Source organism: Tellurirhabdus bombi (assembly GCF_021484805.1).
GTDB lineage: Bacteria > Bacteroidota > Bacteroidia > Cytophagales > Spirosomataceae > Tellurirhabdus > Tellurirhabdus bombi.
On the sequence record NZ_CP090557.1, the window covers coordinates 3368385 to 3394282 of the forward strand.

The following is a 25898-nucleotide window of genomic DNA, read 5'->3' on the forward strand; positions in this document are numbered from 1 at the left end:
CGGGTGAGAAAAGCTACCTCGATTCATAAACGACTTTACACAATGAAAAAAATACTCGTATCCTTTCTGGCCACAGTGCTGATTACCAGCGCCTGTCAGAAACAAATGGATGAATATAACGTCAATCCCAATCAGCCAGAAGAAGCGTCGGCGGCCTTGCTGCTATCGGGAGCCGAAGTGGCTACTTTTGCCGCCGTTAGTGGGAATCTCAGCATCATCAGTGCTATTTTAGTGCAGCAGGCCGCCGGGAACCAGGAACAACTCCAAACCTATGGGCGCTATATTCTTACGGAAGCAGATATTACGGGCGAATGGCGGACGCTCTTCAACGGAACAATTATCAACGGTCGGACCTTGATTGACCGGCATGGGGCGGGGAATCCCTATTATGTGGGCATGACCAAAATATTGATGGCTTTCAACCTGGGACTGGCTACTGATTTCTGGGGCGACGTACCAACCGCCGAGGCGGGGCGGGCACTGGATGGTAATTTTACGCCTAAATACGAAAAGCAGGAAGAAGTACTCAAGTACATCCAGACGCAACTGGACGAAGCCATTGCGGACCTGAACAAACCCGCTACAGCCAATGTATCGCTTCCGGGAGCGGACGATTTGATTTTTGGAGGAAATACCAAAGCCTGGGTTAACGCGGCGTACATCATTAAAGCCCGTTATGCCAACCGGCTGAGCCAGATTGATCCGCAGGGAAGCGCAAACCAGGCTCTCCAATTTCTGAGCCACGTCAGCGCCGATCAGCCGGATTTTGAAGCGAAATTTTTCGATGTAGCCGGGAGCTACAACCAGTGGTATGATTTCATCTCGGCCCGACCTAATTACGTTCGGATGGGTAAGTTTTTTATCGACTACCTGAAGAACACCAATGACCCGCGCCTGCCGTTTTTTGCGACGAAAGATGAGCAAGGCGGTTACACCGGACAGACGCCGGAACAAACCAACCTGACTACAGGCTCGTTTCCGGGCGAAGGGGTGACCGGTCCGGACGCACCTATTCCGATGGCGACCTATGCCGAGGCCAAATTCATTGAGGCCGAAGCGCAGTTGCGTTTAGGCAAAGGGGCTGAAGCAGCGGCGGCTTTCAATGTGGCGGTTGCCGCTTCGGTGCAACGGGTCACGGAGGCAGCTATTCCCGCCCTCTTTAAGCAAGCCGTGGCCAGTGAAACAGCCGCCTCCATTACGCTGGAAAAAATAATTAACCAGAAGTACGTCGCCCTGTTCACCCAGCCAGAAGGCTACCACGACTGGCGGCGTACGGGATTCCCAAAGCTGACACCCAACCAGAATTCGCAGCAGAAGGCCATTCCCGTGCGTTTTCCGACCTCACAGGAAGAACGAAACTACAATCCGAATGCCGTTGTCATTGGCGATATTTACCAGCCTGTCTGGTGGGACAAATAGTGTATGTTTGCGTGCTTCTTAACGAACGGCAATCGCCAGTCAGGAATGACTGGGGATTGCCGTTCGGCTTTTTATGCTTCGCTGTAAAACTAACGCCCCAGCCAGCCTCCGCGAAAGCCAGCCCGTTGCAGCCCCCGCCGGATGTAAGGATTCTTCATCATCAGGTTCCAGACAAGCCCGGTGCGGTAATTTTCGGCCATAAGCAGAATCGGGCCACTATCAATGCCCAAATAATCCACATCAAACCAGCCGCTTTGATTGGCTGAGGATGGGCTAGGGTAGGAAAGGTTAAAGGCATCCTTAAAGCCGTACCGCCCGTAAATGTTACTGCCAAATTTACTTTTCATCGCCTGGAGCGCCGGAATGCAGATTTCCGGCGCAAACGGGATAGAGCCTCCCGCCGCCGTTGGCGCAATCGTGCCGTCATCAACAACTCCTGTTGCGGCAGCCCCGCGCGCCCGGTAAGAAAAAAACGGGCGGCTGTTAATCAAGGTATCTTTAGGGCCATCACAGGCAGTCAAGCCCCAGATGGTGGCACTATAGCCGCGCCACTTCAGCGGATTATCCAGGCAGTAAGCCCGATTTGCGTAAGTAGCCCGGCGGCTGTTTTCAAAATAGGAGATTCCTTTCTGCCGGTTATAAGCGTCTTTTATGTCCCGAAAATCAATCCATATGTGGGAATATTGGTGCCCAAAAAGCGGCTCAAAATTGATGTGTTCGTACTTGTAGAAGGCATTCCAATCGTAGGTTTGGGTCCAGGTGGTCCAGGCTTCTGGCTCAATAGAAAAGGTGGGTGAACCAAGCGCCAGCACATACAAAAGCATGGCTTCGTTGTATCCTTTCCAATCGGCTTCGATAAAACCTTTCTCCGGGTGCCAGCCCATGCTGAGGAGCGGCTTACGGGCCTGCATCCAGCGCCAGTCAACGCGGCGATATAGCTGATCGGCCAGCGTGCGGATTTCGCGTTCTATCGGTGTACGCTGGTCAAAATAAGCCTGGCAACTCAGAATCCCTGCCAGCAACAGGGCCGTGTCGATGGACGAAAGTTCCACCGTTTTGAAACGATGCCCCGTCTTCATATCCAGAAAATGATAAAAAAATCCTTTGTAGCCCGTAACGTTGGCTGGCTGGTCTGACTGACTTGCGTTGGCAAAAAAGTAGAGTGTCCGGCGGGTGCGTTCGGCGGCCTCGGTGCGGCTAATGTAGCCGCGCTCAACCCCGACCAGATAGGTGGTCAGGCCGAACCCCGTGGCGGCAATGCTTGAAAAAGAAGGCGTTGGGTATCGGTCGGGGATGAGGCCGTTCGGGTTGTCGCCCAACTCCCAAAAATAGCGGAACGTATCGCGTTGCAGCGAATCCAGAAAGCTCCTGGAAAATACCGCCTGACCAGTGACTGTATTGTGGATGCTAACGAAAAAAAGAAGCAAGGTGAGGATACGCGTTGTTTTCATAGCACGTGTTGTCTGACGCTTTTTCCAGAAATTGTTACCCGAAACAGGCATCAACTACTAAAGCTGCAAGAAAAAAAGCGACTTAAGCCAATCGCCGAAAAATATTTTTCGCTATCTTTCTTGTATATATAGATTTCTTATATATATTCGTGTCATCAATAATGCACAAATCCATGAACCAGACTGAATCGCGGGAGTTGCTACGAGGAACGCTTCGCACCATCGTTCTGAAGATGCTGGCCGAAAACAAGCGAATGTACGGCTACGAGCTTACCCAGCAGGTAAAAGAACGTACGAAAGGAGAAATCACGCTGACTTACGGCGCTTTGTACCCGGTGTTGCACAAACTGGAAGACGAAGGTTTTCTGGTGACGGAGTCGGAAGAGGTGGATGGTCGCCTTCGGAAATATTATTCGTTGACGGCTGCCGGCACCGAAACGGCTCAAACAAAAGTTTCTGAGTTTGAGAATTTTATGAATGCAATGAAAGCACTGATGGGGCCAGCTCCCGGGCTAGCTACGAACTGATTCCTATTCCACATTAACCTGTCCTGTTTATGTATCTGCTTACATCTGAACAAATCGAAGCCCTGCGCAATCACGTACTCCGCAGCGGTGTTTCGGCAGATTTACTTACTGAGCTGACGGATCATTTGGCCTGTGACCTGGAAAACGCGATGTGGGAGGGAAATTCGTTTGAAACAGCACTGGATACGGTGATACAGGGCGCTGACCTGAAAAATATGGCGCAGCTTCAGGAAGAGTACGACTCTATTCTGGCTCTGCCTGATAGCCAGCCTGCTACGCTGAATGACATTGTTTTTCTGAATCGGAATAAAGCCTACGGAGCCTATGACCTGCGGATGCAATACTCCTGGGCGGCGGAACGGGCTTTGCTGTGGGGATTTTTACTGTTTGCGCTGGCGATCTTTAGCCTGAGCTGGCACGTGAATCACAATGTGTCGCACCGGCGAAGCGAGTCGGTCAAGCACGCCAAAGTTCGGTTTGTAGAGCCAGAATGGATGCAAACGGCCCGGAAGAATACGGCATTAATGCAAAAAAAAGCGGATAACCAGTTAAAGAAATAAGATCATGGCTACGAACCAATGGAAGTTTGCTTCGCTGGATGATATTGTATTTGAGCATCGGAATAAAGCCTATGGGGCCTACGATCTGCGGCAACACTACGGACGCCATACGCGCACCGCACTCTGGATGGGGATCGTCTTGTTTGTAGGAGCGCTGGCCATTCCCAGCCTGATTGATCAGCTAAAACCGGCTGAGCAAGAGGTGTATATGGATGAAGTGAAGTTTGAGCAACTGCCTCCGCCGGAGAAGACAGAAACGCCGCCGATTGTGACACCGCCGCCAGCCCAGCAAGTAGAGGTGCCACAAGTGCGTGATTTGCCGCCTCTGGTTACGGCTGAGGCTCCCGATGAAACAACGGTACCAACGGTAGATGACCTCGAGAAAGCCGCGCCCAGCGACAAAACGGTAGAGGGTGATCCGAATGCCGGTGAAATGATTGAAGCGCCAAGTACGGCGGCTGGACCGACAGTGGTCGAAAAGGCGATTGAAGTAGAGAAAAAAGAAGAAGAGCCGCTTCTTTTTGTGGAGCAGCAGCCCGAATTTCCGGGTGGTCCGGCGGCCATGTATGAGTGGCTGAGCAAAAATATGAAATATCCGCCAGCGGCAGCCCGAAGCAACATTTCCGGCAAAGTGTATCTCTCCTTTGTGGTTAACGCCGATGGCAGTATTGTGGATGAGCAGGTCACGAAAGGGATCGGGTTTGGCTGCGACGAAGAAGCGCTTCGAGTCGTGAAAAAAATGCCTAAGTGGCGACCGGGCAAACAGTCGGGGAGGCCCGTGCGGGTGAAATTTAACCTGCCCATTGTGTTTGCCCTAGAATAAGTTTTCAATTAACCCTTCATAAATAGTGCCCCGCCGGTTAAGCAACCGGCGGTTTTTGTTGTTAGAGGTTTAGCATTGGCTATTTTTGCAACCTTAAACACGAAAAAAACGGATCGTCCGCGACCCGGCTAAGTATATAAAATGGACTACACACAAATTCCCTCGCCCTGTTTTGTACTAGACGAAGCCAAACTTCGTAAGAATTTGAGTCTTATTGATCAGGTTCAGCAATCGGCAGGTATTCGGATCATCCTGGCCCTGAAAGGGTTTTCGATGTACAGTGCTTTCCCGCTTGTGAAAGAGTACCTGGGCGGCGCTACAGCCTCGTCTCTCAACGAAGTAAAGCTAATCAACGAGTACATGGGCGTAAAGTCGCACACGTACGCCCCCGCTTACCGGGACGATGAATTTGAAGAAATAAAAAAAGGCAGCAGCCACATTACGTTTAACTCCCTGAATCAGTGGGAGCACTTCAAAGACCAGGTACAGGGAAGCGGTATTTCCTGCGGGATTCGGGTCAATCCGCAATATTCGGAGGTCGGTACCGATTTATACAACCCTTGCGTTCCCGGTTCTCGGTTGGGCGTAACCCGCGATCAATTGGGCGATAACTTACCCGAAGGCCTTGAAGGAATTCACTTCCATACGCTTTGCGAAAACGATTCGTACACGCTGGAGCGGACGCTGGAGGCGCTGGAAAGCCGGTTTGCCAGCCTGCTTCACCAGGCTAAATGGGTAAACATGGGCGGTGGCCACCTGATGACCCGGGAGGGATACAATACCGATCACCTCATTGGCTTGTTGAAAGCGTTTCGCGAAAAATACAACGTTGATGTGATTCTGGAACCTGGCTCTGCTATTGCCTGGCAAACAGGTGTGCTAGTTGCCACCGTACTGGATCTTCTGGATAGCCAGGGTATTGCCGTAGCGATGCTGGATACCTCGTTTTCCAACCACATGCCCGACACGCTAGAAATGCCCTACAAGCCGCGTATCCTGGATTCTTACCACGAGCCGGTGACTGGCAAACCGACTTATCGTCTGGGTGGGATGACCTGTCTGGCCGGCGATTTCATGGGCGATTATTCCTTCGACGAACCGTTGCAGATCGGACAGAAGCTGGTATTTGATGACATGATTCACTACACAATGGTGAAAACGACCTCGTTCAATGGCGTTGGTTTGCCGTCCATTGGCATCTGGAAGGAGGGGCGTTTTGAACTGGTGAAGTCGTACGGCTACGAGAGTTTTAAAGATCGACTGAGCTAATAACAAAAAAGCCTCTACATCTCCGTAGGGGCTTTTTTAGTATTAAATGTATGGTATATCAATCAACCAACTGAACCTTCCAGGCTGATTTCCAGCAGTTTCTGAGCTTCGACAGCAAACTCCATCGGTAGCTGGTTTAGAACTTCCTTAGCGTATCCGTTGATAATCAGCGCCACAGCCTGCTCGGTAGGAATACCGCGCTGGTTGCAATAAAACAACTGATCTTCTCCAATTTTTGACGTGGTCGCTTCGTGCTCGACTGTGGCCGATTGGTTGTTCACTTCAATGTACGGGAACGTATGAGCACCGCATTTGTCACCGAGTAGGAGGGAGTCGCATTGCGAGAAATTCCGGGCGTTTTCGGCCCGTTTGAACACCTGCACCAAACCCCGGTAGGAGTTCTGGCTTTTTCCCGCCGAAATCCCTTTCGAGACAATCCGGCTTTTGGTGTTTTTCCCGATGTGCACCATTTTCGTTCCGGTGTCGGCCTGCTGCATGTTGTTCGTTACTGCCACCGAATAAAATTCGCCAATGGAGTTATCACCTTTTAGGATAACAGACGGATATTTCCAGGTAATGGCCGAGCCTGTTTCAACCTGTGTCCAAGAAATTTTGGCATTAGGACCGTCGCAGATACCACGCTTTGTAACGAAGTTATAAATACCGCCCCGGCCTTCCTTGTCGCCCGGATACCAGTTCTGCACGGTTGAGTACTTGATCTCCGATTCCTTGGCCGCAACCAATTCGACAACGGCAGCGTGTAGCTGGTTCTCGTCGCGCATGGGAGCCGTACAGCCTTCGAGGTAGCTCACGTACGAACCTTCGTCGGCGATAATCAACGTCCGCTCAAACTGGCCTGTTCCCGCCGCATTAATCCGGAAATAGGTTGACAGTTCCATTGGGCAACGAACGCCCTTAGGAATGTAACAGAACGATCCGTCAGAGAAAACCGCCGAGTTCAGGGCTGCAAAATAGTTGTCTTTTGGAGGAACTACGGAGCCCATGTATTTTCGAACCAGTTCGGGGTGCTCCTGAATGGCTTCCGAAATTGAGCAAAAAATAATGCCCAGATCTCTGAGTTTGTCTTTAAAGGTAGTGGCAATCGACACCGAGTCAATGACAGCATCCACCGCAACGCCAGCCAGACGCTCCTGTTCTTTCAGGGAAATGCCCAGCCGTTCAAATGTATCCCGCAATTCAGGATCAATATCATCCAGGCTATTAACGACTTTCTTCTGTTTAGGCGCTGAATAATATTTAATGGCTTGGTAATCGATTGCTGGATAAGAAACATTAGGCCAGTGCGGTTCTTTCAGTCCTTGCCAGTGCCGGAAGGACTTAAGCCGCCATTCGAGCATCCATTCTGGTTCATTCTTCTTGGCAGAAATGAACCGAACTGTCGTCTCGTCCAGACCAGCAGGGGCTTCGTCGGCCTCAATCAAGGTTTCGAATCCGTACTTATATTCGGAGTTGGTAATACTCTCTAAAATTTCAACGTCTTTGCTCATGGTAGAGGTGGCGGTTGTGATTTTACACAATTCGTCACTTGGTTAACAAATTGCATGGAGCGGCTGTTCCTTAGCCGGACGACAAATATCGTAAAAATATCAACTGCTTCGACGGAAGGTTGCAAAGAGGGGCCGTTAGTAGCTATCCAGCTGGTTGGTATCACCAAATGGGATAGGGCGGTTGACGCGCTCTTCCAGAGAAATAAAGGTTTCGGTTCGTTGGATGCCCCCTACTTTCTGGATTTTATCGTGCAAGACCTCGCGCAGATGCTGGGTGTCGCGACAGACGATTTTAGCGAAGATACTGTAGATACCCGTTGTATAATGAATGTTGACCACTTCTGGAATTTTTTGCATTTCAGAGGCCACTTCGTCGTAGAGCGAGCTTTTGTCCAGGTAAATGCCCAAAAAGGCGCTGATGTCCCAGCCGAGCTTGGTATGGTCGATGATCAATTGAGAACCTTTAACAATTCCCATTTGCTCCATTTTTTTCATCCGGACGTGGATTGTACCTCCTGATACCTGAATACGCTTACCAATTTCGGTATAAGGCATGTTGGCGTCTTCCATCAGTAGGTTTAATATTTTCAGATCTACTGAGTCGATCTCCGGATTCTTGTCCATAATTTAAAGTAACTACATTTAAAATTCTGCAACGAAAGGTAACATTTTTTGCCAACAAAAAAATTTTGGAAAAAATATGTTAAAAAATTTGCAAAGTGTTGGGCTGCCGCTTTATCTTTGTGTAACAATAAGGGATAACCGTAGCGCAAGTTACAATTTGTTACCTTCTTTGTCTATACTGTAGGGTGTCGAAACTGGCAGACGTGCCCTCCTGTCTCGGGGGTGGTGGAAAGGGATAAACACAGCATAATGCCCGCTATACGCGGACTGGGGTTGACCACCAGGTTTGTGCTGCGGCTAACCGCACCGTGGGTGGTTCGAATCCCCCTCCTACAGCACTAAAACGATAAAATATATCGTTTTACCGGAATGCCATCGGTTGTCACTTGACAATTAGCTGGAACAAGGGTTTATTTGGTTTTTAGTTTGTTGATGAAGTGTAATCTTGACACGCCGGCTCAAGTTGAGGCCGGCGTTGTTTGTTATATATTTGCTTCATGAATGATACCGTAACGCTCGGCGTACTTCTCCTGATTCTTGCCGCCGTCTTAACCCTTGCCGACAGTGCTCATCCTTTCTGGCGCCGTTTTTTTAATTACGTTCCCCCTACTTTACTCTGTTACTTTCTTCCGTCCCTCCTGAACACCGCTGGTTGGGTCGATGGGGAGAATACAGCCCTTTATCCCATTGTTTCGCGGGTTTTGTTGCCGGCTTCGCTGGTCCTCTTTACGTTGAGTGTTGATTTACGGGCTTTTCAGCGATTGGGGCGAAAATCAATCTTGATGTTCGCGGCTTCGGCGGTTTCCATCATGCTGGGTGGCCCGTTGGCCGTGTGGCTGCTGGCGCATCTGGCACCGGAATTGGTTGGGGGGCAGGGTCCCGATGCCGTTTGGCGGGGGCTGGCCACGCTGGCCGGAACCTGGATTGGGGGAGGGGCTAACCAGACCGCCCTGAAAGAAGTTTTTCAGCCGAGCAGCAATCTTTTTTCGGCCATCGTAACGGTCGATGTCTTTGTGTCTAATTTATGGCTAGGTGCTTTGCTCTACGGAGCCGGGCAGTCGGCCCGGATTGACCGTTGGCTCCGGGCCGATGCCAGTGCCGTCGAAGAGGTTAAAGCGCGGGTGCAACAGGAAGTTGAAGCGACCCGCCGCATCGCTTCATCTACCGATCTCATCGTTATTCTGGCTGTAGGCTTCGGAGCAACTGCCATTGCGCACGCCCTGGCCGATACCATTGCTCCCTGGATTGGCGCTAATTATCCGCTGCTGAGCCGGTTTAGCTTAGATGCACCTTTTTTCTGGATTGTTGGGCTGGCAACCGCCCTTGGCATTGCGTTGTCTTTTACGAAGGCGCGGCAACTGGAAAGGGCAGGGGCTTCGAAAGTGGCGACCGTTTTTCTGTACCTGATGATTGCCACCATCGGGTTGAAGATGAACATCCTAGCTATTGCCGATCATCCGGGTCTTATTTTAGTCGGTATTATCTGGATGGCTTTTCACGTTTTATTGATGATTTTGTTCAGCCGGCTGATTCGGGCTCCGTATTTTTTTCTAGCGGTAGGTAGCCAGGCCTGTATCGGTGGACCGGCTACCGCTCCGATTATTGCGGCAGCTTTTCATCCGGTGCTGGCGCCGGTGGGCGTGCTGATGGCCATTCTGGGTTATGCAGTTGGCACCTACATGGGTTACGTGTGTGGGATTCTGATGCAATTGGCCTCGCCATAAGCCGTATTCTTCAGATTGATTCTCACAGATAGTAAGTTCGGCGAATTAGATCGCTACTTTTTGCGTATTTTTGTTTTTTATTAAGCTGAAAACTGACTCATTTACGTGAAGCATATTCGCAATTTTTGCATCATTGCCCATATTGACCACGGTAAAAGCACCTTGGCTGACCGTCTGCTGGAGTTTACCAATACCGTTTCGCACCGCGATATGCAAGCGCAGTTGCTCGATGATATGGACCTTGAGCGGGAGCGTGGTATTACGATCAAGAGCCACGCGATCCAGATGGATTACGTGTATAAGGGGGAAAAATATACGCTCAATCTGATTGATACGCCGGGCCACGTGGACTTTTCCTATGAAGTGTCACGCTCCATTGCTGCCTGTGAAGGGGCTTTGCTGCTGGTAGACGCTTCGCAGGGAACAGAGGCACAGACCATTTCGAACTTGTATCTGGCCATGAACAACGATCTGGTTATCATCCCAGTTCTGAACAAGATCGACTTGCCAGGTGCCATGCCGGAAGAGGTAAAGGATGAGATGGTAGACCTGATCGGTTGTGAACGGGACGAAATTATTCCGGCCAGTGGGAAAGAAGGAATCGGGATTGAAGCTATTCTGAACGCCATCGTCGAACGCGTCCCCGCGCCGAAAGGCAATCCCCAGGGAGATTTGCAGGCGTTGATCTTTGATTCGCAGTTTAATTCGTACCGCGGTATTGAAGTTATTTTCCGGGTCGTAAACGGGAGCATTCGCAAAGGCGATAAAGTAAAGTTTATGGCAACGGGCAAAGAATATTTTGCCGATGAGATTGGTACACTTCGCCTGGAAAAAGAACCCAAAGACGTTGTTGAATGCGGCGATGTAGGGTATTTGATTTCAGGAATTAAGGTAGCCAAAGAGGTAAAGGTTGGAGATACGATCAGCCACACGGATAGACCGGCTGGCAAACCAATTCAGGGTTTTGAGGAGGTGAAGCCGATGGTTTTTGCCGGTATTTATCCCGTAGAAACCAGCGAGTATGAAGACCTGCGGGAAGCCATGGAAAAATTGCAGCTAAATGACGCCGCGCTCGTTTGGGAGCCTGAAACGTCGGCAGCCTTAGGCTTTGGTTTCCGATGCGGTTTTCTAGGCATGCTGCATATGGAAATTGTGCAGGAGCGGCTGGAGCGTGAATTTGACATGACTGTTATCACCACCGTACCGTCCGTGCGGTTTGAGGTAATCACAACAAAAGGAGAAACCCTACAGGTATCGGCCCCTGCCGAGATGCCGGACCCAAGCAGCATTGACTGGATTGAAGAGCCATTCATCAAAGCGCAAATCATTACCAAATCCGAGTACGTCGGAGCCATTATGGGGCTGTGTATGGATAAGCGCAGTTTGCTGAAAAACCAGGTTTATCTGACTTCTGAGCGGGTTGAGCTGCAATTTGAAATGCCACTGGCCGAAGTTGTTTTTGACTTTTTTGATAAGCTGAAAACAATCTCCCGGGGCTATGCTTCTCTCGATTACGAATTCTTGGGTAACCGGGAGTCCACCATGGTTAAGCTGGATATCATGCTAAACGGCGACCGGGTTGATGCCCTTTCGGCTATCGTTCACCGCGACAAAGCCTACGAATGGGGTAAAAAGTTATGCGAGAAACTCCGTGAGTTGCTGCCGCGTCAACAGTTTGAAATTGCCATCCAGGCGGCAATTGGTCAGAAAATCATCGCCCGCGAAACTGTCAAAGCACTACGGAAGGACGTTTTGGCAAAATGTTACGGTGGGGATATTAGCCGGAAACGGAAGCTACTTGAAAAACAGAAAAAAGGAAAGAAACGGATGCGTCAGGTTGGTAACGTTGAAATCCCACAGGAAGCTTTTATGGCCGTACTGAAAATTAATTAATCAACGCCTTGATAATACAAAGAAAGCCCAACGACACCATCGTTGGGCTTTCTTTGTTTAGGAAGCGCTTTACTCAACCCAAAGAACTAGTCCTTTAAGGTAGCCGCCTTCTGGATGGAACAGATTAACCGGGTGATCGGCAGGCTGGCTCAAGTGATGCAGCACACGAACTTGCCGCCCCGCTTCGATAGCCGCCGCGACGATGGTGTTGTAAAACAACTCCCGGTCAACTACCTGCGAACAGGAAAACGTAAACAGGATGCCGCCTTTGGCCACGCGCCGAAGTCCCTCGGCATTCAGTCGCTTGTAGCCTTGCACTGCCCGGTGCCGTGCCGAAAGACTTTTGGCGTAAGCCGGTGGATCAAGCACGACGATGTCGTAAAGGTGATCGTGGGCTTTGAGGTATTTCATCACATCCTCGGCGTAGGCTTCGTGATTAACGGCCTGGTCAAAATTTGCCGCTACGTTACGGTTTGTCAAGGCAATAGCCTTCTGAGACACATCCACGGAATGAACTAGCTCAGCGTCGGCCTTCAGTGCGTAAACCGAAAAGCCACCCGAATAGCAGAAAGCGTTCAGCACTTTTTTGCCCGCTGCGTAGCGGGCCAGCAGACTGCGGTTATCGCGCTGGTCGAGAAAGAAGCCGGTTTTCTGACCCGTTATCCAATCAACCAGAAACGTATGGCCATTTTCCTGAACCGCATGCGGAACCTCGGCGGCGCCAAATCGGTATCCATTTTCTACGTGGGCAGCATATTTGTCAGGCAAGGTTTCGGCGCTTTTGTCGTAGACAGCAACCAGCTCACTCCTGTAAACAACCTTGAGCGCTTCGGTAATTTGCTCCCGTTCGCGGTGCATACCGATGGAGTGCGCCTGAATAACCGCCACCCCGTTGTAATAATCGATGATCAGCCCCGAGCAGCCATCGCCTTCCCCGTGAACCAGTCGGTAACAATTGGTTTGTGGGGGAACCACCGCCTGGCGCACCTGTTTGATTAGGCGTAACTTTTCGGTCCAGTAGGGAATATCAGGCGTGACTCCCTGGCCCTGTGAAGTACCAAACGAAAAAATGCGTACCGTAATGCTGCCATCGTGGTAATGGCCGGTAGCCAGATATGCGCCTTTTTTGGTAAAAACTTCCACTACATCCCCGTCCTGTGGTTGCCCTTCAATGCGTGCGATGGCGCCCGAAAAGATCCAGGGATGAAAGCGCCGGACGGCTTCTTCCCGTCCGGCTTGTAAATAGATTTTAGGGTAATTCATTCGTTGCTTTTTAGAGCCAAACGGCAAACCAATGCAAAGGTCGCAAAGGTTTAGGCAAAGTCTATAAAGAAACGATCCTTTTCCTCATTAGCCAAAAGCTAACTGGCCAGAAACAAAGTGCGGTAAGAATCAAATAGCTGATCCCGGGTGCGTTTCAGGCGCATTTTAACCGTGCTGTTTTTCAGGTTATACAGTTGGGCAATCTCTTTCGAATCGAGATCATCTTCGTATTTAAGCCGCAGCAAAGTAAGCTTATCAGGTGAGATTGTATCCAGTAATTGTGCTAACTGCTGGAGCATTAGCTGACTACTGTCTATATCCGTATACTCCGGAACATTATCTGCCTCATTCTCACTTATACCTGTAACAGGTAGCCGCTTAGCCGCCCGAAGCTGGTCCTGGCAGTAGTTGTGCGCAATGGCATAAAGCCAGGTAGAGAAAGAAGATCGTTCCTTGAATTGTTCAATTTTAGAAAAAGCTCTTATGAAAATATCATGCGTAAAGTCTTCGGCATCGCAATAATTTCTGGTGAATGATAGACAGGTTCGATGTACTTTTTTTACGTAGCGTTTGTAGAGAATAGCGAGGTAATCTTTACAAAGCGTACTTCGGTAGATGTGAATAATTTCTTCATCACTCAATTTTTTTTCCATTTATGATTTACTAAGTGTAAAAAATATTAAAAAATAGCGCTCAATGGCCACATTGGAGTTGGATCATATGTTAAGTTTGCAAATATCCAGCCAATTACCGTACATAATATACGTTACTTGTATAAACGTATACATAAAATATATAAACTGATCGAATTGGTTTACATAGGCTTGTTTATCTTTTTTCGGCAATTAGTTGGTAACTTCACGCAAAATAGAAATTATACAAAAAGGCACTTTGTTGGGTTAAACTTCACGTTCTGGGTTATGTATGCCCAATATATTTAGTGGAAATACTATCAGTTAATAGAACGTTAGCATGTAAATTGTTGCTGCTATTGACCTGCTTTGACGAGGGTTCACTAATTTAGTGCCAATACACGTGGATATTGTTGCCTCTATCAGCTTAAGTATGAAACAACGCCAATGTCTAATTGTGGAAGATTCGCCCTCTTCCGTCAGTTTATTAAAGGAATATATTGCTCGTTTGCCTTTCTTTTTACCGCCGGCAGTCTGTGGTACAGTGGCTGAAGCATTATCATTTATCCAGCAGCAGCCATTCGACCTGATTTTCCTCGATATTAATTTGCCCGATCAATCAGGAATTGAATTGCTGCACTCGTTTCCCAGGCCATTACCAGTGATTGTTACAACCGCCAACGCCAACTACGCTGTTGATAGCTATGATCTGGATGTTGCTGATTACCTGCTAAAACCATTTACGTTTCAGCGCTTTACACGCGCATTGAATCGGGCCCTGGGCGTCCGGTTTGTGAATAATAGCCTGATCGAGCAGGAGTTTGTTTACCTCAAGATTGGGCATACAGTCCAGCGGTTTGATTATGCAGATATTGATTTTATTCAGGCCTACGGAATATATTGTAAAATAAGTAGCAGTCAGAAAATTTCAGTTGTAAACGACGCCATTTCTAATTTGGAAAACAATTTACCGAAGCAACAATTCTTAAGAATTCATAAATCGTATATTATCAATCTGTCTAAAATTAGCAGCTATACGTACCGAAACGTCACGATTGGTAATAATAAAATACCCATCGGAGCTGCCTATCGGGATCGTTTTGAAGGCTTTTTAAGGCTTCTTGATCGGAAATCAGATGGCGAGGAATAAGGCCTTCGTTTTCGACGTTAGAGTGTTCTGCGCATGATTTGCGAAAAAACGTTTGGACTCTTGTGATTAATCACTCAATATTTATCAACTTTCGGTCCGAATTTTTTCTCCTATTAAAAAACATGAATCGCAGAGATTTTCTGAAACAGACTGGCGTGCTGACGGCCAGTGCCTTTGCCATTTCCCATTCTTCATTGCAAGCTGGAACGATCAAGCAATTTGGTTTGCAATTGTACAGTGTTCGCGATGTGTTACCCAAAGATCCAAAAGGGGTAATGACAAAGCTGGCTAAAATGGGTTACCAGAAATTTGAAAGCTACCAGGGTGACCAAGGTTTCCTTTGGGGAATGCAGCCTAAAGAAGCGAAATCATTCCTAAAGGATATAGGGGTAAAAATGGTTAGTACGCACTTTGACTATAATGCGCAGTCCAAAGATCCAGATAAACTGAAAAAAAGCATCGATATGGCCAGCGAAGCGGGCTTGTCGTACTTGCTGTGTCCTTATCTAGGGCCTCAAAAGTCGATGGATGACTGGAAACGCATCGCTGATCAGTTTAACAAAGTAGGGGAGCAGGTACGGAAAGGTGGTCTGAAGTTTGGCTATCACAACCATGATTACTCATTCAAGCCATTGAACGGCCAGCTTCCTCAAGAGTTTCTGCTGGCAAATACCGATCCTAAGGCCGTCATGTTTGAGCTGGACCTTTGCTGGATTGAAGCCGCAGGAATCGGTGCTGTTCAACACCTGGAGAAGTACGGTAAACGCTATGAACTTTGCCATATCAAAGATTTCAAACGCGTCGAAAAAGGCATCAAGCAAACCGATTTAGGTACCGGTGAAGTGAATTACAAAAAGATTGTGCGGGCCGCCCTTGATAATGGCATGAAGCATTTTCTGGTTGAGCAGGAAGAATACCCTAAGTCGTCCATGGAAAGCATTGAGATCGATGCCCAGTACATGAAAGCACTGGTTGTTTAACTAAAGAGTCAACGCAAGTCAGGTCTTGAGGCGAGAAGCTGAACAATCTGGCTTGCGTTTTTTCGTGCATCAATCTTCGCTGCGAACGATGAAAAGCCTTTTTAGCCAGCTTTTCTTTTCTTCTTCCCCTTCTTGGGTTACTCCTGAAAGCGGCAAACGGGCCAGCTTGCGCAGATCGGGCTGACCGGCATCTACCCAGCAGGTGTACCAGAAATCACCAATCATTTTGATCGATGCCCGCATTTGCCGTTCAACTTGTCCCTGTAGTCGATCGTGGTATTGGCGCGAAAACTCCGCTGAGGCTACTTTTACAAGCACGCCATTCCTGTCTTCAAAGCTATATTTTTTAGTCTCTCCCATTTGAGCGGTGAGCATCTCTTCAAATCGCAATACAGAATCCAAGGCAGCATTGGCGTTAAACACAGCCCGCCAGGCCGCTTTCTGTGGTGATTCAACGTAAGTGGCGATTCCAACCAGAAAGTCATACTTAGCGCTAAATAATTCGGGCAAGCGCGACTCCCAGAATCCATGAATGCCCTGTTGATTACTAAGCTGGCCGTTGTAATTGCGGGTAGTATGGAGAGGCACGTTGGCATCAGCGATGTAGTGACCCAGATCGGCGGAGAGTCTTAAAATGCGGCCTGCATTGTGGGTTTTAAAGGCTTCTGTAAGCTGGTATTTAACCAATTGAATATGCCAGGGAACAATGCCGTGTAAAGCCAGCGTATCCTCGCTATAACGGGTCACCGCTTCAGGCCAGTAACGCGGTAAGGTCGTTTTACTCGTATCAGCATAGGCATCCAGATCAATAAAATGGCGAGGTGCTTCACCAGCCACGGCGTATCTGCGTTTGTCGGGATTAACGGCATTTTCGGTCAGATAATCAATATGCTTTTTATAAAACGGGATCATCTCGACAGGTAAGGTAAAGACTGCTAGTCGGTTGATTTGCTGGTGGGCATAGAACCCCCAGACGGGCGCAGATGAAGGATTGTTTGCCTGAACCGGTAAAAGCAACAAGCTGCTTAGAAAAAAAACTACAGAGAAAACTTGCAGCCGAACCGTTATTTGGTACTTTTGTCCAAGCATAGCATTTTTAATAGAAAACATTATACTTTATTTATAAATGGTTGTGCTTAACAGAATTATATTTCGAAAAATTGGCATAATACAATCAACATGCAACGCAAAACAATAGGCTACACATTCATTATTTTGATGTTTGGTATTTTCGGGTTAATCATCTACGGCGCTTACTCACCCGCCAGAAAAGCCCAAAAACAGCGAATAGTCTGTTTTAAATTCAAAGAAGGCATTAAAAATGAGGCAGTTGAAAAACATATGCGTGAATTTGCAATGCTAAAGCATGAAATTCCACAGATCATTTCGTACTCTGCCGGGACCACGTTAAAGAGTGAAGAAGGGAAAACCGCCACTTATGACGTTATGCACTACCTGACTTTTCAAACTGAAGCCGATATTGAGACGTATGGTAGGAATGAAAAGTATCAGGAATTTGTTAAAAGGAATCAGGATAATTGGGAAGACGTGATGGTCATTAATTCTGATATCAGACAATAAACGCATCCAGAATGGATGTAAACCAGGATTGGCGGGCATTTTAAGCTAACAAATCGCGAAAAAATAAGAAAACCAGCTAATACTGATTTCTATTTATTTGGAATGTTAACGGTAAAAGTCTAATTTTGCAGACCTTTTGAGAGACAACTGAATACAGTTTTATAAAAAATGGCAAATCATAAATCAGCATTAAAGCGGATTCGCGCAAATGAGAAGAAGCGCCTGCTGAACCGCTTCCAGCACAAGACAACTCGTACGATGATTAAAAAGCTTCGTCTGACTACTGAGAAAGACGCAGCTCTAACGCTGTACAAAACCGTATCATCTTTGCTAGATAAATTGGCAAAACGGAACATTATCCACAAAAACAAAGCAGCTAACAACAAATCGAAACTGGCCAAGTACGTAAATGGCTTGTCAGTAGCGGCTGCGGCTTAAGTTTTCGTTGGAGTTCTCCCTTTGACCTTACTCGACTAACGGGTAAGGTTTTTGCATTTATACCCCTTGTAACTAATCCCGCAAAAAAAGCTACTAGAAGTGAGTAAAGATGCCTCGTCCGTAAACTACGAAAACAATCGCCGCATTCTAAGCTGGGCCGAAGAAGATCGCCCGCGGGAAAAACTGATGCTGAAAGGCCGGTCGGTGCTTACCGACGCCGAACTCATTGCCATTTTGATTGGCTCCGGTACGCGGGATATGTCGGCGGTAGATCTGGCAAAGGTTATTCTTCAGCACGTAGGCTCTAACCTGAATGAGTTAGCCCGGTTAAGCGTCAAAGATTTGTCGAAATTTAAAGGCATCGGTGAAGCCAAAGCCATTAGCATTGTTGCCGCCCTGGAACTGGGCCGTCGGCGCAAAGAGCAGGATAGGCCACAACGCGCCCGGATCACAAGCTCCCGAGATGCGTACGAAGAGATAAAGCCGTATCTGCTGGATAAACCCCACGAAGAGTTCTGGATTTTGCTGCTAAATCGGGCTAATGAAGTAATGAGGCCCGTGCAGATTAGTACGGGAGGTGTTTCTGGAACGGTAGCCGATCCCAAAATTATTTTTAAACACGCTCTGGAGCATCTGGCGAGTTCGATGATCCTGTTTCACAACCATCCGTCGGGGAGTCTGCAACCCTCGCAAGCGGATAAAGATTTAACCCGTAAACTGAAAGAAGCCGGACGGTTACTCGATATACCGATACTGGATCATCTTATCTTCACCGACCGGGCTTTCTTTAGTTTCGCGGACGAAGGCTTGTTATAGCCTATTTACGAGCAGTTACCTGGATGGTCGCTTCCCGCTCTCTGGGCTCTGGGCTTGTACCGGGGTAAGGCGTTACTTCTTTCAGCAGAACTTCATATTCAGTGCCTCCCACCTGAACAAGGGCCTTGTCACTCACTTTAGAGGTTGGACTGCATGCCCCCAGACAGAGTTCGCTGCTTTTTGTCTCGTTGTTGGCTTCCAGGGTAAAGAATACGTTGGCACTTCCTGCCTGAATACAGATTGCATTGGCTGGGCACCGGTTATCTTCAATCTTGGTAACTTTCAGATTAACGTCGTGCTTTAAACGAGCAGATTTAGTCGCTGAAACAACGACGGGGTCCAGCGTTTCAGTTGTTGGGGTAACTTTGTTGGAATCGCAGGCGGCAAATAAAATGCCCGCCAACAGGAGTAAGGTAGATGCAGAAAACTTCAGATTGCTTTTCATGGTATTTGTTTGCTTTTTCTGAAGACTCCTGCGTATCTGAAAGGGTTGTAATGTCTGCTAATTTTTTCGCAAAAAAGAAAAGGCCCCATTTGGGGCCTCAGTATACGTCTGAAAATCAAGACTAGTACTTGCGTTCTTTTCCTTCCAGCCACTTGCCTGCAATAAAGGCGGCGATCAACAGAACCGCAAAAAACGCAATAGTAACGATATCCATTAACATAGTCGTATCAGATTGAATGAGATTATGCTGCAAAACTAACAAATAAACCAGCATGAACGCCGATTGCTACGAAATTTAGACGCAATAAAAAGAGCTTAAAGCACGCCTTTGGTGCTGGGTAAACTGTCCAGTTCTTTGAGGTCACGCTTGACGGCCATCTTAATCGATTTCGCAAATGCTTTGTAAATGGCTTCTATTTTGTGGTGCTCGTTATCGCCTTCCACCTTGATATTCAGATTACAAAGTGCGGTATCTGAGAAAGATTTAAAAAAGTGAAAGAACATCTCAGTAGGCATCTCACCGATTTTTTCCCGCCGGAATTCAGCGTCCCAGACCAGCCACGGCCGACCGGAAAAATCAATGGCCACCTGCGCCAGTGCCTCGTCCATCGGAAGCAGAAAGCCGTATCGGCTAATTCCGCGCTTGTCGCCCAGCGCCTTGCGGTAAGCTTCCCCCAAAGCCAAAGCGGTATCTTCGATGGTGTGATGTTCGTCAATGTGTAAATCGCCCTGAACGCGGATGTGCAGATCGGCACCAGAATGTTTGGCCACCTGATCGAGCATGTGATCGAAGAAACCAAGCCCCGTCTGGATGTCCGAACGGCCTTGCCCATCCAAGTTAAGGTCAATCTGAATCTGGGTTTCTTTTGTCTCCCGCGTCACCGATGCCGTACGCGCGGGCAGTTTTAGAAAGCTATAAATTTCGTCCCAGTCATTGGTTTTCAGCGCAATGGCTGCTTCCATTTCGGGCGTTAGACCCGTAACATCGGCTAGCTGTGCGTTCTGGGTAAGGTTGGGCGGTAGGTACAGAATGGCTTTTGCCCCTAAATTGACCGCTAGCTGAACGTCGGTAAGACGGTCGCCGATAACGTAGCTGCTGGCCAGGTTGTACGAGCCAGTCAGGTATTCCGTCAGGAGGCCGGTGCCGGGTTTGCGGGTGGGCGCGTTTTCGTAGACAAAAGTTCGGTCGATGTGAACTGCGTCAAAATGAATGTTTTCGCCCGCCAGCGTTTGCATCATCTTGTTTTGCGGTTCCCAAAAAGTATCTTCCGGAAACGAATCTGTACCCAAACCATCCTGATTAGTGACCATAACCAGGCGGAAATCGGTTTCCTCGGCCACACGCCGGAGATTAGACAACACTTTAGGGGCAAATTCGAGTTTTTGGAGGGAATCGACCTGCTGACTTGGCTGAGGTTCGATAATGATAGTACCGTCTCGGTCGATAAAAAGTACGTTCTGCATACAATCCATTAAAAGGCCCGACAAAGGTAGTGTTTTCCTAAAAAGCGGCCTAAAAAAAGCAAAGGCAGAATTTTTTTCATAATTTGTTAAAACCGTTACCTTTGCAATTCTACAGCTTATAGCGTAAAGTCCTCCTACTGAAACTGCTTAATTTAAAATCTTACCGCAAAGAAAATACGCCACTGATTGACAGTTATTTGTCTTGATTGTCAACCAAGCCGGTGGCTCATATACGCTTGAAAAGAAACTGAATTAGCTTAAATTATATATTATTTTATTAGAAATGCAGGATAAAAAAAGTAGCAAATTGACACGTATCGCCGTATTTTATGATGGTAATTACTTCCTACATGTAAGCAATTATTACAATTATTCACACGAAAGACGCAGCCGCATTAGCATTTCAGGCCTGCATGAGTTTATCCGTCACCAGGTTGCCGAAGAAGAAAACACGGACATTCGTCTGTGTCAGATTGTCGATGCCCACTACTTTCGGGGGCGTTTGAACGCGCACGAAGCCAGCCAGCGCGGTAATCAACTCTTTTACGACCGGCTTTTTGACGATATTTTGATGTCTGAGGGGGTAGTAACTCACTATCTGCCCGTAAAGACTTTCCAGGGGAACCGGCAGGAGAAAGGCATTGATGTCTGGTTGGCACTGGAAGCCTTTGAACTGACTTTTTACAAGCATTTTGACGTACTGGTGCTCATCACCGCCGACGGTGATTACGTTCCGTTGATTCGCAAACTCAATACGCTCGGTACGCGGGCCATGGTGTTGAGCTGGGATTTTGAATATTTCAACGACGAAGGCGAGCGGATGGTGACGCGGACTTCGCAGGATTTGCTGGAAGATGTGTCTTATCCGGTGGCTATGCACGATCTGATCGAACGGAATTTGCGGAATAATGAACCGCTCATTCAGAATCTGTTCGTAAAGCAGCCTACCCGGGTATTGAATGAAAATAACCCGGTGCTGATCGGCACGAATGGTTTTTCGTTTGATGATGACGAAGACTCGGAAGCCAAAATCAGCTCTATCCGAAACCTGAAAAATGGATATGGTTTCATTAACTACCCGCCCAATAACCTGTTTTTCCACCATACCAGCCTGATTGATTCGGACTTCAACGAGCTACAGCCCGACGATGAAGTGTCCTTCCGAATTGGAAAAAATGCGGAAGGAAAAGACATTGCGGTGGATGTTCGGCTGCGAATTAACTAAGAAATGCTCCGGCAACCCGTGAGAGAGGAGCAGCGAGTGACCGCCATTCCAACCGATGCATTGCGGTGGGATTTGTTACAGTGGGCCATCGATCAGGATGAGGATGTAACATTCTTCAACAGCAATCGTTCGGCGCAGATAAGTCTGGCGTATCCGCATGGTTTTTTCCCGGATCGGCTGGCGCTTGGAAAGTACCAGGCCGTCGATGCATCCGGGAAAGATCCTTTTCAACAGCTTTGGGCCTATCATCACGAACAGCCGGATTTTCTGATTGGTTTTTGGGTCTATGACCTCAAAAACAAGTTGGAAGCGTTGGAAAGTCGCCACCCAAACCGAACGGGCTGGCCCGACTGCTCTTTTTACCAGCCTCGGCATGTGCTTGATTTTGAGTCAGATACTGTGGTGATCCGGTCTCTGGAAGATGGGGGTACACTTGCCGAATTGCTGGCTGGGTATGCAGGTGCATCAAATTTGCGGGCTGCTAAAATTAAATCAGTTGATAAGCTAGCGCCTGGTCAGGTAAAGTGTCGGGTTAGCCGAACCGAGTATGTAGAGCGTGTTCGGCAGATTCAGCGGCACATTCTGGAAGGGGATGTGTACGAACTAAATTATTGCATTGAGTTTTTTGCTGAAAACGCCGTTATCGATCCCCTGCAAACCTATCGGCAATTGAACGAGAAGTCGCCAATGCCTTTTTCGGTGTTTCAGAAAATAGGTGACCAGTATCTGTTATGCGCTTCTCCCGAGCGATTCTTGAAAAAAGATGGCCGTAAACTCGTTTCGCAGCCCATTAAAGGGACGGCTCGGCGGGGGAAAACCATCGAAGAAGACGAGCGCCTGAAGCATCACCTGCGGAACAATGAAAAAGAGCAGGCGGAAAATCTGATGATTGTCGATCTGGTGCGGAATGACCTGGCCCGAAGTGCCGAAACCGGTTCTGTGCGGGTAGAGGAGTTGTTCGGAATCTATAGTTTCCAGCAGGTACACCAGATGATTTCGACGGTATCGGCCACCTTGCGGGAGAATATGTCCTGGGCAGACGCCATTCGGCACGCTTTTCCGATGGGCAGCATGACGGGAGCGCCGAAAGTGCGGGCCATGGAGTTGATTGACCAGTATGAGAGCAGTCGGCGGGGCTTGTATTCCGGCGCGGTTGGTTTTATTACGCCCGAAGGCGATTTTGATTTCAATGTAGTCATCCGCAGCATACTCTATAATGAAAAGACGGGCTATCTGTCTTTTTCGGTGGGAAGTGCCATTACGTACGATGCCGACCCGGAGGCGGAGTATGAAGAATGTTTGTTAAAAGCACAGGCAATACTTTCCGTATTGCAATAAAGGATTTGAAATCTATTCGGCAGACTAGATGTGGGCATAAAATAATGCAATTTTAATGTTGCCCCTTTACTAATACCAAAAAAAAGCGTACCTTTGTAAAAATTATTCAAGCGGACATCCGTCCTAATTCTCTGTAGCGGGGTTTTTACCTTTGAGTTCTTCTCTCACTTTCACAGAGCCACCAACGGATGTCGACCGGGATTGGGGTTGCATTATCCGTTGTCGTAGGGGCTTTTGTGGGGCATATCTAACTTTCCAGCCGCAACTGTAACGGGTTCATGACAAGAAGCTATTTTAGCGGTCTTCGTCTGCCGTGCACATCGCTTTGAGCAAGCACAATTCGTGCTGTCTGCGCAAACCTACCCGGCGCTTGTTCATCGTCCATTTTTATTGTTACAAAAAGTTTTATGAATCAAGAAATTGAAGCTGTGCAGGAGATCGCAAAACCAGTAGCTCCCCAGCGCACATTTGAAGACCTGAACGTTTCGGAACCCATTTTGAAAGCCGTTACGGACATGGGCTTCACCCACCCTTCGCCCATTCAGGCAGAAGGTATTCCTCCAATTTTAGCGGGTCGTGATGTTATTGGACAGGCCCAAACAGGTACAGGAAAGACGGCTGCCTTCGGGATTCCAGCCCTCGAACTGATTGATATTGAGAGCCGTCAGCCGCAGGTATTGGTGCTTTGCCCAACCCGCGAACTGGCCCTTCAAGTAGCTGATGAAATTAAAAAATTAGCTAAATATAAAAAAGGACTTCGGGTTGAATCGATTTACGGAGGTGACTCCATCGAGCGCCAGATTAAATCGCTGAAGAGCGGGGTTCATATCGTGATCGGTACGCCGGGCCGTGTGATGGATCACATGGAACGTCGGACCCTGAAACTGGACAGCATCCGGATGATGATTCTGGATGAGGCCGACGAAATGCTCGATATGGGCTTCCGGGAAGATATTGAAAGCATTCTGGAAGAAATGCCCGAAGAGCGTCAGACCATTCTGTTCTCGGCTACCATGTCGAAGCCGATCATGACCATCACGCAGCGTTTCCAGAAAGATCCTGTCTTAATTAAAGTCGTCAAAAATGAGTTGACGAACAAAAACATTGAGCAGGTATATTTCGAAGTAAAACCAAAGGCGAAAGTAGAAGTGATGTGCCGTCTGATCGACATGCACAACCTGAAACTGATGCTCGTATTCTGTAATACGAAAAAACGCGTTGACGAAATCGTTGAAGATCTGCAAATCCGGGGCTATCAGGCCGAAGGTCTGCACGGTGATTTACGCCAGGCTCAACGGAACAACGTTATGTCGAAATTCCGCTCGGGCGTAACCAACATTCTGGTTGCTACTGACGTAGCCGCTCGTGGAATTGACGTGGATGACGTAGACGCGGTAATTAACTACGATATTCCGCTGGATGAAGAATATTACGTGCACCGGATTGGTCGGACGGGTCGCGCCGGAAAGTCGGGAAAAGCTTTCTCGATGGTCGGTAAAGACGAAAAATATCGTTTCCGCGAAATTCAGAATTACACAAAAGTAAAAGTCGAAAAGGGCGTTATTCCTACCTTTGAAGATATCGTTGGTATCCGGAAAGCGCGTTTCATTGAGCAGATCAGAGAAACGATTGAGAAAGATAAGGACCTGAATCTGTACGACGACATGCTGACAAACCTGCATCACGCCGGTTTCACGACGGAGCAGATTGTGGCTGCCCTGGTAAAACGCAGCATGGGTCTGGAGAAAAACGAATTTGCTGACCAAAATCTGGCGCTGGACGACGATCGTCGGGAGCGTGGAGGCCGCTTAGGCGACCGGGAAGGCGGTTCGCGTTTTGCAGGCCGGGAAGAGCGGGGCCGTTTTGGTGACCGCAGCCGTGACGGTGGAAGCCGGGACGGTGCTCGTCGGGGCGAAGGTCGTTTTGGCCGGGATCGTGACGGTGGAACTCGCGGTGAGGAGAGGGGTCGTTTCAGCGACCGCGATCGCCAGCCACGGGAGCGTGAAGCCAACATGGTGCGTTTGTTCGTGAGCATTGGCCGTCGCGACTTTGTGCGGCCGGGCGATATCGTCGGAGCGCTGGCGGGTGAAGCCAACATTCCGGGCGGTACGATTGGACACATCGACATTTTCGATAAACATACGTTGGTAGATGTTCCTCGCGACGTGGTAACCCGCGTTCTGGATGCGATGGAAGGAAATACCATCAAAGGCCGTCGTGTAAACATAGAAGTTGCACGGTAAGCCCTTTTGATTGCCATAAAAAAGCCGCCCTTGATGATTCAAGGGCGGCTTTTTTATGGGTAGTGCTTAATTACCGGTATCTCTGGCCAGCGCAATCACAATGGCACCGGCGCCCATCATTAATCCCCCCACAATAACCTGCCAGTTTAATTTCTCTTTCAGAAATACCGCTGCCAGGATAATAATAAAAACCAGAGAGACTTTATCTAATGAACCCGCTCTGGAAGCATCTCCCAGCTTCAGGGCACGAAACGAAAATACTGACGAAAGACAGGTGATCACACCCGCGATGATTAGAAAAATCCAGGAGCGCCGATCAATGCGGGACAATTGGGATAAGTTGCCCTGTCCAATGACAATGCCCCACGAAACCAGCAAAATAAGTACCGACTGGATTGCAAAGCCAACCGTGGAGTCTACATTTCTAATGCCTACTTTCGATAACGTAACGACTACGGCGGCCGAGAGAGCAGCCAATAAACTAAAAACAAACCACATAGCTTTCTGGGATGAAGTAGAGAGGAA

The 25898-nt window shown here is 48.3% G+C and carries 24 protein-coding genes; 15 read left to right on the forward strand and 9 right to left on the reverse strand.

The features are described from left to right. The first annotated feature begins 42 nt into the window (after positions 1–42). Positions 43–1419 carry a SusD/RagB family nutrient-binding outer membrane lipoprotein gene (locus L0Y31_RS14325; RefSeq protein ID WP_234733762.1) on the forward strand — a complete coding sequence of 459 codons (1377 nt, stop codon included), beginning with the start codon at positions 43–45 and terminating at the stop codon, positions 1417–1419. Positions 1420–1508: 89 nt separating this feature from the next. Here the strand turns inward: L0Y31_RS14325 and L0Y31_RS14330 are convergent, their stop codons facing one another. Beyond that, positions 1509–2870, reverse strand: coding sequence for a glucoamylase family protein (locus L0Y31_RS14330; protein ID WP_234733763.1), 1362 nt, complete (start codon positions 2868–2870; stop codon positions 1509–1511). Positions 2871–3043: 173 nt separating this feature from the next. Here L0Y31_RS14330 and L0Y31_RS14335 point away from each other — a divergent pair, with 173 nt between their 5' ends. The 4 genes from L0Y31_RS14335 (at position 3044) to nspC (ending at position 6049) form a co-directional block, all read left to right on the forward strand. Continuing rightward, entirely contained in the window at positions 3044–3397 is a 354-nt protein-coding gene (locus tag L0Y31_RS14335; RefSeq protein WP_234733764.1) for a PadR family transcriptional regulator, read from the forward strand. Between the two features lie 29 nt (positions 3398–3426). Continuing rightward, entirely contained in the window at positions 3427–3957 is a 531-nt protein-coding gene (locus L0Y31_RS14340; protein WP_234733765.1) for a hypothetical protein, read from the forward strand. Positions 3958–3961: 4 nt separating this feature from the next. Next, positions 3962–4780: an energy transducer TonB gene (locus L0Y31_RS14345; protein WP_234733766.1), complete on the forward strand. Its 819-nt coding sequence runs from the start codon at positions 3962–3964 to the stop codon at positions 4778–4780. A gap of 141 nt (positions 4781–4921) precedes the next feature. Further along, on the forward strand, positions 4922–6049 hold the full coding sequence (nspC, locus tag L0Y31_RS14350) for a carboxynorspermidine decarboxylase (protein WP_234733767.1): 1128 nt from the start codon (positions 4922–4924) through the stop codon (positions 6047–6049). Positions 6050–6111: 62 nt separating this feature from the next. Here the strand turns inward: nspC and sufB are convergent, their stop codons facing one another. Together sufB and L0Y31_RS14360 are read right to left on the reverse strand one after the other, a co-directional pair. Continuing rightward, complete coding sequence (sufB, locus tag L0Y31_RS14355) at positions 6112–7557, reverse strand: Fe-S cluster assembly protein SufB (RefSeq protein WP_234733768.1); 1446 nt, start codon at positions 7555–7557, stop codon at positions 6112–6114. Between the two features lie 135 nt (positions 7558–7692). Continuing rightward, positions 7693–8181, reverse strand: a complete 489-nt coding sequence (locus L0Y31_RS14360) for an Lrp/AsnC ligand binding domain-containing protein (RefSeq protein WP_234733769.1) — start codon at positions 8179–8181, stop codon at positions 7693–7695. A 497-nt stretch (positions 8182–8678) separates the two neighbouring features. Here L0Y31_RS14360 and L0Y31_RS14365 point away from each other — a divergent pair, with 497 nt between their 5' ends. Both L0Y31_RS14365 and lepA read left to right on the forward strand, forming a co-directional pair. After that, positions 8679–9905: a DUF819 family protein gene (locus L0Y31_RS14365; protein WP_234733770.1), complete on the forward strand. Its 1227-nt coding sequence runs from the start codon at positions 8679–8681 to the stop codon at positions 9903–9905. A 105-nt stretch (positions 9906–10010) separates the two neighbouring features. Then, positions 10011–11798: a translation elongation factor 4 gene (lepA, locus tag L0Y31_RS14370; RefSeq protein ID WP_234733771.1), complete on the forward strand. Its 1788-nt coding sequence runs from the start codon at positions 10011–10013 to the stop codon at positions 11796–11798. Between the two features lie 69 nt (positions 11799–11867). Here lepA and L0Y31_RS14375 read toward each other — a convergent pair whose 3' ends face one another. Further along, positions 11868–13061: a class I SAM-dependent rRNA methyltransferase gene (locus tag L0Y31_RS14375; RefSeq protein ID WP_234733772.1), complete on the reverse strand. Its 1194-nt coding sequence runs from the start codon at positions 13059–13061 to the stop codon at positions 11868–11870. Positions 13062–13159: 98 nt separating this feature from the next. Further along, the gene (locus tag L0Y31_RS14380) at positions 13160–13714 is read right to left on the reverse strand and encodes an RNA polymerase sigma factor (protein ID WP_234733773.1); all 555 of its coding nucleotides are present in this window, start codon (positions 13712–13714) and stop codon (positions 13160–13162) included. Positions 13715–14126: 412 nt separating this feature from the next. Between L0Y31_RS14380 and L0Y31_RS14385 the strand changes: the two genes are divergently transcribed. Together L0Y31_RS14385 and L0Y31_RS14390 are read left to right on the forward strand one after the other, a co-directional pair. Next, positions 14127–14843: a LytR/AlgR family response regulator transcription factor gene (locus L0Y31_RS14385; protein ID WP_234733774.1), complete on the forward strand. Its 717-nt coding sequence runs from the start codon at positions 14127–14129 to the stop codon at positions 14841–14843. Between the two features lie 122 nt (positions 14844–14965). Next, entirely contained in the window at positions 14966–15823 is an 858-nt protein-coding gene (locus tag L0Y31_RS14390; RefSeq protein ID WP_234733775.1) for a sugar phosphate isomerase/epimerase family protein, read from the forward strand. Positions 15824–15892: 69 nt separating this feature from the next. Here L0Y31_RS14390 and L0Y31_RS14395 read toward each other — a convergent pair whose 3' ends face one another. Further along, positions 15893–16912: a zinc dependent phospholipase C family protein gene (locus L0Y31_RS14395; RefSeq protein ID WP_234733776.1), complete on the reverse strand. Its 1020-nt coding sequence runs from the start codon at positions 16910–16912 to the stop codon at positions 15893–15895. A 90-nt stretch (positions 16913–17002) separates the two neighbouring features. Between L0Y31_RS14395 and L0Y31_RS14400 the strand changes: the two genes are divergently transcribed. The 3 genes from L0Y31_RS14400 (at position 17003) to radC (ending at position 18658) form a co-directional block, all read left to right on the forward strand. Next, entirely contained in the window at positions 17003–17404 is a 402-nt protein-coding gene (locus tag L0Y31_RS14400; protein ID WP_234733777.1) for a Dabb family protein, read from the forward strand. 168 nt (positions 17405–17572) lie between these two features. Further along, on the forward strand, positions 17573–17842 hold the full coding sequence (rpsT, locus tag L0Y31_RS14405; RefSeq protein ID WP_234733778.1) for a 30S ribosomal protein S20: 270 nt from the start codon (positions 17573–17575) through the stop codon (positions 17840–17842). Between the two features lie 99 nt (positions 17843–17941). Next, the gene (gene radC / locus L0Y31_RS14410) at positions 17942–18658 is read left to right on the forward strand and encodes a RadC family protein (protein WP_255772829.1); all 717 of its coding nucleotides are present in this window, start codon (positions 17942–17944) and stop codon (positions 18656–18658) included. 1 nt (position 18659) lies between these two features. On the opposite strand, the gene L0Y31_RS14415 is transcribed toward radC, so the two are convergent. Together L0Y31_RS14415 and hisB are read right to left on the reverse strand one after the other, a co-directional pair. After that, positions 18660–19103 carry a hypothetical protein gene (locus tag L0Y31_RS14415; protein WP_234733779.1) on the reverse strand — a complete coding sequence of 148 codons (444 nt, stop codon included), beginning with the start codon at positions 19101–19103 and terminating at the stop codon, positions 18660–18662. A gap of 315 nt (positions 19104–19418) precedes the next feature. Then, positions 19419–20567 (reverse strand): bifunctional histidinol-phosphatase/imidazoleglycerol-phosphate dehydratase HisB, encoded by a 1149-nt coding sequence (gene hisB / locus L0Y31_RS14420; protein ID WP_234733780.1) that lies wholly within the window; start codon positions 20565–20567, stop codon positions 19419–19421. Positions 20568–20850: 283 nt separating this feature from the next. On the opposite strand from hisB, the gene L0Y31_RS14425 reads away from it, so the two are divergent. The 3 genes from L0Y31_RS14425 (at position 20851) to L0Y31_RS14435 (ending at position 25373) form a co-directional block, all read left to right on the forward strand. Next, complete coding sequence (locus L0Y31_RS14425) at positions 20851–21792, forward strand: NYN domain-containing protein (protein WP_234733781.1); 942 nt, start codon at positions 20851–20853, stop codon at positions 21790–21792. A gap of 3 nt (positions 21793–21795) precedes the next feature. Beyond that, a complete protein-coding gene (locus tag L0Y31_RS14430; RefSeq protein WP_234733782.1) occupies positions 21796–23130 on the forward strand; it encodes an anthranilate synthase component I family protein in 1335 nt (444 codons plus the stop codon). Positions 23131–23537: 407 nt separating this feature from the next. Continuing rightward, a complete protein-coding gene (locus tag L0Y31_RS14435) occupies positions 23538–25373 on the forward strand; it encodes a DEAD/DEAH box helicase (RefSeq protein ID WP_234733783.1) in 1836 nt (611 codons plus the stop codon). Positions 25374–25439: 66 nt separating this feature from the next. Here L0Y31_RS14435 and L0Y31_RS14440 read toward each other — a convergent pair whose 3' ends face one another. Then, complete coding sequence (locus L0Y31_RS14440) at positions 25440–25871, reverse strand: EamA family transporter (protein WP_234733784.1); 432 nt, start codon at positions 25869–25871, stop codon at positions 25440–25442. Between the last annotated feature and the right edge of the window lie 27 nt (positions 25872–25898).